Genomic DNA, 10648 nt, shown 5'->3' on the forward strand with positions numbered 1-10648 from the left:
CAACCTATAGACCCCCAACCTATAAACACCCAGCAGACAGACACCCATTAGACAGACGCCCAGCTGAAAACACCGCCGCACTTAGACTGGCCACCCTCTTCACAGCTTCTATCCGCAATGCGTTGTTAAGCGGCGAAGCCGCAAGCATTCAGTATCGGCCACAAATAAAAAATGCCAGCCAGAGCACGTGCCCTGGCTGGCATTTTTTATGTCACATATCTGCGCCTGTAAGCCGACCGGCGGCCGGTCAGTAGGTGGACGGATTCTCAGGAGAATACCTTTCAGCGCGCTTGTCTTCATAAGAACCGTCAGCGGCTGTACGTCGGGATGACGACGTAAACATAGCAAACAGAATCATAAAAGATGGGAAAAAATGCATATACCTTCTCCGCGAAGAAAATCGTTATCGGAAGCATCCGCTATCTGATTCATCATTACACACAGAAGTATCGGCTATACGCATAAGCCTATAACTTACAACCTATAACCCAGAACACACAACACTTAAGCAGCAGCCGTAACAACTACCTTTCTGACGGCTGACTGTGAGAAACGACTGACCAGAACCGGACAGCGGCGCCATAGTATGCTGGCGCAAAAAAGAAAAACAGGGGGAAATCTGGAATATATTTTTTCTTCGCCCCATTGCCTTTCAGCCGAATTTCAGAACGAAGAGAAACGTTCGCTAACACCCGTCGTGAACATGGCAGTGAAATGAAAAAACGCCGCAAAAAGCGGCGTTTTTTCATCTATTGAGCAGTCATTGCTGATGGCTTACAAACCTGCCGCCAACTCACTGGCCAGCTTAATGGCGCGTTTTGCGTCAAGTTCTCCGGCAAATTCTGCGCCGCCAACAAGATTCAGATTAAAGGTTTTGCTTTCATCATCCTTCAGCGATTCATACAACTCGTTTACCGACACCTGACCGGTACACAGCACGATATTATCGGCTTCGATCACGCGCTGAGTCGACTCTTCACCTTTGGTGATGGTGATGTGCAGACCCTGCTCGTCAATTTTATCGTACGACACACCACTGATCTGCTCTACGCCTTTCATCTTCATCATGGCACGGTGAACCCAACCTGTGGTTTTGTTCAGTCCCTTACCCTGGGAAGACTGTTTACGCTGCATCATCACTACTTTGCGCGGAGAGCCGTGGATTTCCGGCTTCATCAGACCGCCGCGGGTGGAGTTGCTGATATCCACGCCCCACTCTTTCATCCACGCGTCTTTATTCAGAGTGGTCGATTCACCTTCGTGGGTCAGGTATTCACTGATATCGAAACCAATACCGCCGGCACCCATCACCGCTACGTTTTTACCCAGTTGCAGCTCTTTATCCAGCACTTCCTGGTACGTCAGAACCTTATCGCTTTCCACACCCGGAACAGACGGCACACGTGGCTCAACACCAGTTGCCACCACAACCTCGTCAAACCCGGCCTGTTTCAGCTCGTCCACCGTCACTTTGTGATTCAGTTTCAGATGAATGCCGTGTTTTTTGATCATCGCGTTGAAGTAGCGAATGGTTTCCTTGAATTCTTCTTTGCCCGGAATTTTGGAGGCATAGTTAAACTGACCACCGATTTCGCCACGACCTTCGAACAGCGTCACGTTGTGACCACGTTCTGCTGCAACCGTGGCACAGGCCAGACCCGCAGGACCGGCACCGACCACCGCCACTTTCTTCGGCTGAGCGACACGCCGATAAATCAGGTTGGTTTCATTACAGGCGCGCGGATTCACCAGACAGGAGGCGCGCTTGTTTTCAAAGGTGTGATCGAGACACGCCTGGTTACAGGCGATACAGGTGTTGATCTCATCGGCACGGTCTTCTTCGACTTTCTTAACCCAGTAAGGGTCCGCGAGCAGCGGACGTGCCATAGATACCATGTCGGCTTTACCTGCAGACAGAATGTCTTCTGCGGTGTCCGGCATATTGATACGGTTAGAAGCCACCACGGGAACATTGACCGCCGCTTTTACTTTCGCCGTCACGTCAACGAAGGCCGCACGCGGAACCGAGGTAACGATGGTTGGCACACGGGCTTCGTGCCAGCCGATACCGGTATTGATCAGGGTGACGCCGGCTTTTTCCAGCTCTTTCGCCAGAATCAGCACTTCTTCCATATCGGAGGCTTCTTCCACCAGGTCCAGCATCGACAGGCGGAACATGATGATGAAGTTTTCACCCACGGTTTTACGCATCTTACGCACCACTTCCAGCGGGAAGCGGATACGGTTTTCGTAGGAACCACCCCATTCGTCAGTACGCTGGTTTGTACGTTTGTTGATCATCTGGGTGATAAAGTAGCCCTCAGACCCCATGACTTCTACACCGTCGTAACCGGCTTTCTGTGCCAGCTTCGCCGCACGGGCATACTGATCGATGGTTTTATAGATTTCTTTATTGCTCAGCTCTTTCGGCTTGAACGGGTTGATCGGCGCCTGAATAGCCGATGGTGCTACGTTTAATGGGGTGTAACCGTAACGGCCGGCGTGCAGAATCTGCAGCAGAATTTTTGAACCATTGTCATGTACTGCAGTGGTTACTTTCTTATGAAAAGGCACCTGCCAGCTGCTCATCATTTTAGAACCGAACGGCAGCAGATCACCGCGACGGTTAGGTGAGAAACCGCCGGTTACCAGCAAACCAACGCCGCCGCGGGCACGTTCAGCAAAGTATTCGGCAAGCTCACTGAAGTGCCATGGACGATCCTCCAGACCGGTATGCATGGAACCCATCATCACGCGGTTTTTCAGGGTGGTAAAACCGAGATCCAGCGGTTGCAGGATATGGGAATACTTGCTCATCTTGTTGCCTCACGCTTGTTGTCATTATTCAGGCCAGAATGTAACGGCCTGCAGTCAGCGGGGTTATTGTGCTGACTATTATTGTTACCCAGTTTACCCGCACTCACGGACAGGTAAATGACCAAACATCGCATTAAAGTAATCAACACTAACAAACAAACTCACCAAATGTGGATGTAACGACAGCGTAACTCCCGCAGAGGTACCAATCTGCAACGAATGCTCCTTGTTGCCTGCAAGCTGTCGCCTATGCTCTCTCAATAAAGTCCCGCGGAGCGCGCACCATGTTCTTCAAACGTAAAATCAAGGCAACAGACAACCAGCCCACTGCGACTGACGATCAATATTCTGCCGCCATCTATGAGGCCATAAACCGCTCACGCGCACGCGTTGAATTTGACCTGCAGGGCAACGTTCTTGCCGCCAACGAAAACTTTCTGGCACTGATGGGTTACAGCAAGGAAGATCTGGCACACCTGCGTCATCAGGATCTGTGTTCCGCCGAAACACTTGCATCTCCGGCCTATACCGACCTGTGGAGCAAACTCAGACACGGGGAATTCGTCACCAATCAATTCAGCCGACTGCGCAAAGACGGTAGCCGGGTCTGGCTGGAAGCTACCTACAATCCGGTATTCGATGAGTCTGGTGCCGTGGTAAAAGTGGTCAAATTTGCCACCAACATCACCGCCCGGGTCGCCGAAATTGAGCGGGTGCGCAGCCGTATGAGAGCAATAGAACGATCCAACGCTGTGATTGAATTTGATCTGGACGGCAATATCGTCACTGCCAATGACAATTTCACCACCACTGTGGGTTATCAGCTGAGCGACATCACCGGCAAACACCATCGCATTTTCTGCGAACCGGAATTCGCAGAGTCTGATGAATACCGCCAATTCTGGCAACGGCTGAAAAAAGGAGAATTTGTCTCTGGCCGCTTCAAACGCTTAACCAAAAGCGGCGATATCGTCTGGCTGGAAGCTTCCTATAATCCGCTGTTCGATGCTGACGGGAAACTGACAGGCTTTATCAAGTTTGCCACCAACATCACCGCTGCCGTCCTGCAGGCGGAACAGGAAGCCAGCAATGCTATGCGCGCCCTGGAACTGACCCGGGAAACTCAGGAAACCGCCGCCACCGGCACCGTGGTGATCCAGAATGCCGGTGAAGAAATGCGCAAAGTATCAGAAGCGGTGGCCGATACGGCTGCCAACATTACCGATCTCGGTACGCAGTCTGAACGCATCACCTCCATCGTCAACACCATTGGCGGCATTGCCGAGCAGACCAATCTGCTGGCTCTCAATGCGGCAATTGAAGCCGCCAGGGCCGGAGATCAGGGGCGTGGATTTGCGGTGGTTGCCGATGAGGTACGTAAGCTCGCCGGACGCACCAGCGAATCAACCAGCGAAATTTCAGAAATGATCACCCGGATTCAGAAGGGAACCGAACAGGCAATCATCAGCATGGAGCGGTGTCAGGACCAGACCAGCCGGGGCATGAAGCTGGCAGCAAAAGCCGGGGAAGTGATTATTCAGATCCGTAACAGTACGGATGAAGCGCTGGAAGCCGTCAGTATCTTCAGCAACGACCTGAAAAACTGAGGCTTCCGCTGACGGATTGTTATTCGTCAGAAATCTGGATAACCGGTGCAGCAGTGGCCTGCTGATTCTGTTTCAGCAGCGCAACCGCCATATTGCGTGCCGCATGACGGTACATCATGGAAACTTCTGAGCAGTCGTCAGCAGCGACTACCGGAGTGCCCTCATCGGCCATTTCCCGGATGTATTTAGACAAAGGCAGCGAACCCAGAACCCGGGTGTTGTAAGTTGTCGCCAGTCGTTCAGCGCCATCCTCACCAAAAATATGTTCGGCATGACCACACTGCGAACAGATGTGCATACTCATGTTTTCAATCATGCCCAGTACCGGAATATTCACCTTACGGAACATTTCCACACCCTTCTTCGCATCGGCGATGGCAATATCCTGCGGCGTTGTCACGACTACAGAGCCGGATACCGGAAACTTCTGACTCAGCGTCAGCTGAATATCACCCGTGCCTGGCGGCATATCGATGATCAGATAATCCAGTTCACCCCATTGAGTCTGGGTCATAATCTGCATTAACGCGCCGGCCACCATAGGGCCACGCCAGACCATCGGCGTGCTCTCAGTAACCAGATAGGCCATCGACATACTCTTGATGCCATGAGCTTCAATCGGCACGAACCACTTATTATCAATGGTCTCAGGGTGGGTACCATCCGCAATACCCAGCATAATGCCCTGACTTGGGCCGTAGATATCAGCATCCAGCAGCCCCACTTTGGCCCCATCTTTCGCCAGTGCTATTGCCAGGTTCACGGAGGTGGTCGATTTGCCCACACCGCCCTTGCCAGAGGCAATGGCAATGATATTTTTAACTGCCGAAATGGCTTCCAGCTCACTCTGGTGACGGGCAGCAACGACCTCCCAGTCGATGTTCACTTTCGCCGATGAGCAGCCATCAATGTTTTCCAGTGCCGTCTGCAGCATCTGCGCAACACCGTCTTTGAGATATTCCGATGGGTATTCCATATGAATATCGGCTTCGATGTGGCTGCCTTCAACACGGATATCCCGTACACAGCCCGCTGCAATGAGATCGCTTTCGAGATAAGGGTCGGTGTAGGCAGACAGCGCGGCTTCCGCCTGAGCACGGGTAATTTGGGTCACATCAGCACCTTAGGAACAAATAGAAAAGAATTAATAATCTGAGCCGGATTTTACCGCCTCGCTGTGGAATTACCACAGACAAGCCGCAGGGTTATACGCTGCCGTCGCTGTTGAACAAGTCGCGATAGGGACCAGCAGGTTCCTCAAAGCGAAGGTCAGCTCCTGCGTCAGAGGAATTCATGCATTCCAGGGCAAGCAGCGATTGCTTGCGCTCAAGCCCCCAGCGATAGCCCGCCAGCGCGCCATTGGTCGCAATCACGCGATGACATGGAACCACAACAGCCAGTGGGTTAGCACCACAGGCAGCGGCTACCGCCCGGCTTGCTGCCGGTCGGCCCAGCGCCTCAGCCACCTGTTTATAGGAACGGGTTTCACCGGCAGGAATCGCGGCCAATTGCTGCCACACGCATTGCTGGAAATCCGTCCCGGCGGGGACACACTGAATACCGGCCGACTGCAGCGATTGCCGGCAATCGGAGGGCGAAGCCAGTGCCTGCTGCAGGGTAACAGCAACAGGGGTTCCTGTTACTTTTCGTGCAGGTGCCAGCGCTATTGCTGGTCGTGCCGGTGCTTGTGCTATTGCTGCTCGTGCCTGTGTTTGTATTTGTGCCTGCACTTCCGTTTCTGCGAGTGTGACGGATAAGAAATGCTGCGGCCAGAAGGCACGGATTTCTTCCATTGCCTGGGCCCGGCTCTCGACAAAACACACCTTCAGCAACTGTGTTTCAGCGCCAGCCTGCACCCAGCACGCCAGCAGCGTACCGTAGGTCTGTGGCAGTATCGCTGCCTGATATTGCCGGATTGCCATCTGAGCTTCACCTGCGGGCGGTTAACGGACCCGAAACGGGCCGGAAGGTGTCAGTGTGTCACACGCAGAGCCTGTTCAACATCAATACCGATAAAGATGACGCCTGCAGGCTGATCCTTCGCCCCTATCCGCACAGCCGCTTTTACCTGAAACTGGTGCGTCGATTCGTCATACGCAATGGGCCCGAGATAAAAACCATCGTCGTCTTCTACGGCTGCGTTAAACGGCTCCTCATCGGCATGATAGTAGTCTGAGGTCGGCTGACTGTGCGCAACGCTCAGCCCTTTTGCTGAGGTAATAAAAATCTCTCCGATCCACTGCTGTGTTGACTGATGGATATTAATCAATTTCGCTGACAGAGAACGGCTACTGATTCTGTTGATCAGTTGCCTGCCCTGTTCAACATCTTTGCTCTGTTTTCCATCACTGTCTGGATTCATCGCATGGATCCAGCTCTGATCCTGCTTGCGGATATCCTCAGCACTCCAGCCACGCTGCTGCCTGTTAGCCTCTTGCAGCTGCTGCTGGATTTCTGACAGCGGCAGTTGTGGCAATACCGATGTTTCAATCCAGGATCTGAGCCTGTTTTTTTCTGCCAGATCCAGCATCATTGGCCGCGGCATACAATCGCTCACCAGGCGATTAAAATCAGACAGAAACGAAGGCCGTTCATCAAGAAACCGATGACTGAAATAAATCCCCAGCGGACGATAGCCGGAAAATACACTTTCAAAACGATCCTCAGCCAGATCCAGCTTGCGCAGACTGTTTTCCACTGCCTGCTTATCAAACAAAAAAGCATCAATGCGCCTGCTGCTTAACAGATACACCATCTGCTGAAGATCATTCACGACGATGGTCACCGGGTAGTTATTGGCCTGCAGCCATTCAACTTCATTACTGCCCCGAATAGCCGCGACCCTCAGCCGTCTGATATTTTTAATATCAGTACCGGTATTAATAAACCAGTACCATTTCTCCAGTGCCAGCGGACTGGACATGGTGGCAAAGCTATTCAGTTCCTTGGTTTCCGCAGCAGTAAAGATCCCGTCTGAAGTACCTTGTTTAAAGCTTTGCACCACTCGCACCCATGGCAACACATTGATGTCGTAGTCCTGACCGGTTTGCGCAAAAACACAGGATAGAATGGCGACCGAGCGCCCGGCCAGAATATCGCCCTGCATCGTCTGATATGGCGGATGCAATGCGGTCGTCAGCATCAGTGGCTCAGCACTGACACCTGTTGACAATGCATAAATTACAAGAAAATACAAAACACGTATCGGCACGTAAATCACCGCTTTTATTAGATTCCCGAAGTCTAACAGGCAGTGGTCTTTTAACCACTGACGGGTATCATTCTTTACAAATGACAAAAAGAAATTTCGACAGAAACTGAACGTCAGCCAGTAATATTCGCTTCATTGCACGCCGGAACATCCGGCACAGCAGCAAGCAGCGCCCGGGTATATTCGTGCTGAGGATTCTGCATAATGTCCGCCGTTGCTCCCTGCTCAACCAGGACGCCATTTTTCATAACGGCTAATTTATGAGCAATATGCGGAATAATGGATAAATCATGAGTGATAAATAAATAAGACAGCCCCATTTCCTGCTGCAGCTGATGCAACAACTCAAGCACCTGACCGCGGATAGAAACATCCAAAGCACTGGTAGGCTCATCACAGATAATCAGCTCTGGCTCAACGGCAATGGCACGGGCAATCGCCAGCCGCTGACGCTGCCCGCCGGAAAACTCATGAGAAAAACGATCCAGATGGCTGGCCTCAAGGCCAACTTTTTCCATTAACTGACACAAGGTGCTTTCGCGCTCGGCAGCATTCTTCTCAACACCCAGAGAAACCATCCCCTCCTCCAGAATCTCCCGAACACTCATGCGCGGATTCATTGAAGAAAACGGATCCTGAAAGATCACCTGTATTTTTTTTCGTAACGGGCGAAAGTTTTTTTGTGTTAACTGATCAATGCGCTGACCGGCGAAATAAATCTCTCCGGCGGCCAGAGGCTCCATGGACAGAATAGCTTTACCTGCGGTGGATTTGCCTGATCCGCTTTCGCCAACCAGAGCCAGTGTTTCACCACGGCCGATTTTCAGACTGATGCCATCAACCGCACGGGTATAACTGGCAATGCGCTGCAACACACCGCGACGCTGAGCGAACCAGACTTTAACATCCTTCAGCTCCAGCAAGGCATCACCATCGCCACTGCTGAGAAAATGCGTACGGTCCGGCAGAGAGTGAATCAGCATGCGGCTGTATTCGTGCTGCGGATCAGAGAAAAAGCGCCCCGCCGGCGATGCCTCCAGAATCTCGCCATGACGCATTATCACTACACTGTCGGCCATTTCAGCAACGACACCCATATCATGGGTAATCAGAAGAATCCCCAGCTGGCGACGATGGCGCAGCTCATTGAGCAGCTCCAGAATCTGTTTCTGAATGGTCACATCCAGTGCCGTCGTCGGTTCATCAGCAATCAGCAGATCCGGTTCACAGGCCAGCGCCATGGCAATCATCACCCGCTGTTTCTGACCACCGGATAACTGATGCGGATACCAGTCCAGACGCTGTTGCGGGTCCGGGATGCCTACTTCTGTTAACAGACTGATGATCTGTTGCTTCAACGCCGCCGCGCTCAGCTTTTTATGCAGATTGAGAACTTCACCAATCTGCTGGCCGACTGTCTGCACCGCGTTCAGGGCGCTTTGTGGCTCCTGAAACACCATAGCCACCTTCCTGCCGCGTACAGCATTCATACGGGCTTCGGTCAGGGCAAAAATATCCGTACCAGACAGAGTGACATGACCGCCACTGATCGCCAGCACATCGGGCAATAAGCGCATGATCGCCAGAGCCGTCAGGGATTTACCGGAACCACTTTCACCCACCAGAGCCAGCACTTCTCCGGCGTGAATATCGAACGAGATCTGATTCACCAGCCGTGTATCGACTGTTTTGCCCGCCTTGCCCAGCAGATCAACAGACAGTTCACGGACAGAGAGCAGAGGTTGATTATCAGTCATTGCGTTACACCTTCTGCATCAGCGGAATCTTGGATCAAATGCATCACGCACCCGATCTGAAAACAGGTTGGCGGCGAGCACCAGTGTAAACATCATCACAAAGGCTGCACTGACCGGCCACCAGACCACATCACCACGGGACAGCTCTGCCCGCGCTTCGTTAATCATGTTGCCCCAGCTGTTCATACTCGGATCGACGCCAACCCCGATGTAGGACAACACAGCCTCGGCCAGCACAAAACCACTGAAATCCAGCACCAAAGAAATAAGCACAATATGCATTACGTTGGGCAGAATATGACGGAAAATAGTACGCACATGGCTGACACCAAAAGTGTGTGCTGCCTGTACGTATTCGAGCTGGGAAACCTTCAGAGTTTCTGCGCGCAGTAACCGGCACAGACCGGTCCAACTGGTCATACCAAGAATGAAACACAGCGCCAGAAATTTAAAATCAGCCCGTACGGCCACCAGATTAAACTGATCAGCATGGGTTTCGATATAAACGTCGATCAGCAACACAGATGCTGCAATCAATAAAATACCCGGAATGGAATTCAGCGTGGTGTAAATATACTGCACCACATCATCCACCCAGCCTTTGAAATAGCCTGCACTGATACCCAGCACAATCGCCAGAGGCATGGTCAGCAGCGTCGCCAGAGTACCAATCAAAACGCCGGTGCGAACCGCTTTAATACTCTGATACATGATATCGCCACCGACTTTATCAGTACCAAACACATGGTAGACCTGACCCAGCATCAGCACCCAGCAGGACAATACAATCAATACCGTCAGTGTGGCATAAGCGGTTAGCCATGGAAAAGAATCCGAATGGCGCCCCTTAAGCCAATAGTGCGGTGCGATCAGCAGTGCCGACAAGAATAAAGCAACAAGCACAGCGTAAAAGCTGCGCTGGACAATATCTGCGGATTTTCCCTCTTCATTTTCGAGGTGCGCACCAGCAACTTTTAAGCGCGGATAATCGCGGTACACCTGCCCTTCGTCATCCTGCATGTTGATTTTGGAAAAAGAGTACAGCGACATCGGTTCTGAATAGGTCGTTTCATCACCGGCTTTCAAGCCATGCAACGCCAGGTCCAGTACACTGCGCACTTCCTGATCGTAATGCACGGCATCGGAACCTTCGACTTTTTCCAGTGCAACACGAAAATGCAGCGAATCCATCACAGCAATCGTCAGATAAAACAGGATAACGATAAAAGAAGCCATGCCGGTATGCGAAGAAAATA

Annotated in this window: 7 protein-coding genes; 1 reads left to right on the forward strand and 6 read right to left on the reverse strand. The window is 51.9% G+C overall.

The window, feature by feature from the left end; genetic code table 11:
• Positions 1 to 774 precede the first annotated feature (774 nt).
• The gene (locus B2Z72_RS00980) at positions 775 to 2817 is read right to left on the reverse strand and encodes an NADPH-dependent 2,4-dienoyl-CoA reductase (protein ID WP_297003996.1); all 2043 of its coding nucleotides are present in this window, start codon (positions 2815 to 2817) and stop codon (positions 775 to 777) included.
• A 284-nt stretch (positions 2818 to 3101) separates the two neighbouring features.
• On the opposite strand from B2Z72_RS00980, the gene B2Z72_RS00985 reads away from it, so the two are divergent.
• Entirely contained in the window at positions 3102 to 4424 is a 1323-nt protein-coding gene (locus tag B2Z72_RS00985) for a methyl-accepting chemotaxis protein (protein ID WP_296983495.1), read from the forward strand.
• Positions 4425 to 4443: 19 nt separating this feature from the next.
• Here B2Z72_RS00985 and apbC read toward each other — a convergent pair whose 3' ends face one another.
• The 5 genes from apbC to B2Z72_RS01010 form a co-directional block, all read right to left on the reverse strand.
• A complete protein-coding gene (apbC, locus tag B2Z72_RS00990; RefSeq protein ID WP_296983493.1) occupies positions 4444 to 5538 on the reverse strand; it encodes an iron-sulfur cluster carrier protein ApbC in 1095 nt (364 codons plus the stop codon).
• 91 nt (positions 5539 to 5629) lie between these two features.
• Positions 5630 to 6346, reverse strand: a complete 717-nt coding sequence (locus tag B2Z72_RS00995) for a methylated-DNA--[protein]-cysteine S-methyltransferase (RefSeq protein WP_296983491.1) — start codon at positions 6344 to 6346, stop codon at positions 5630 to 5632.
• A gap of 50 nt (positions 6347 to 6396) precedes the next feature.
• Complete coding sequence (locus B2Z72_RS01000) at positions 6397 to 7566, reverse strand: transporter substrate-binding domain-containing protein (RefSeq protein WP_296983490.1); 1170 nt, start codon at positions 7564 to 7566, stop codon at positions 6397 to 6399.
• Between the two features lie 182 nt (positions 7567 to 7748).
• Complete coding sequence (locus B2Z72_RS01005) at positions 7749 to 9392, reverse strand: ABC transporter ATP-binding protein (RefSeq protein ID WP_296983488.1); 1644 nt, start codon at positions 9390 to 9392, stop codon at positions 7749 to 7751.
• A gap of 18 nt (positions 9393 to 9410) precedes the next feature.
• The coding region (locus B2Z72_RS01010; protein WP_297003997.1) for an ABC transporter permease at positions 9411 to 10648 on the reverse strand (1238 nt) is incomplete at its 5' end.

This window comes from Thalassolituus sp. UBA6592 (assembly GCF_002433655.1).
Classification (GTDB): domain Bacteria; phylum Pseudomonadota; class Gammaproteobacteria; order Pseudomonadales; family Oceanobacteraceae; genus Venatoribacter.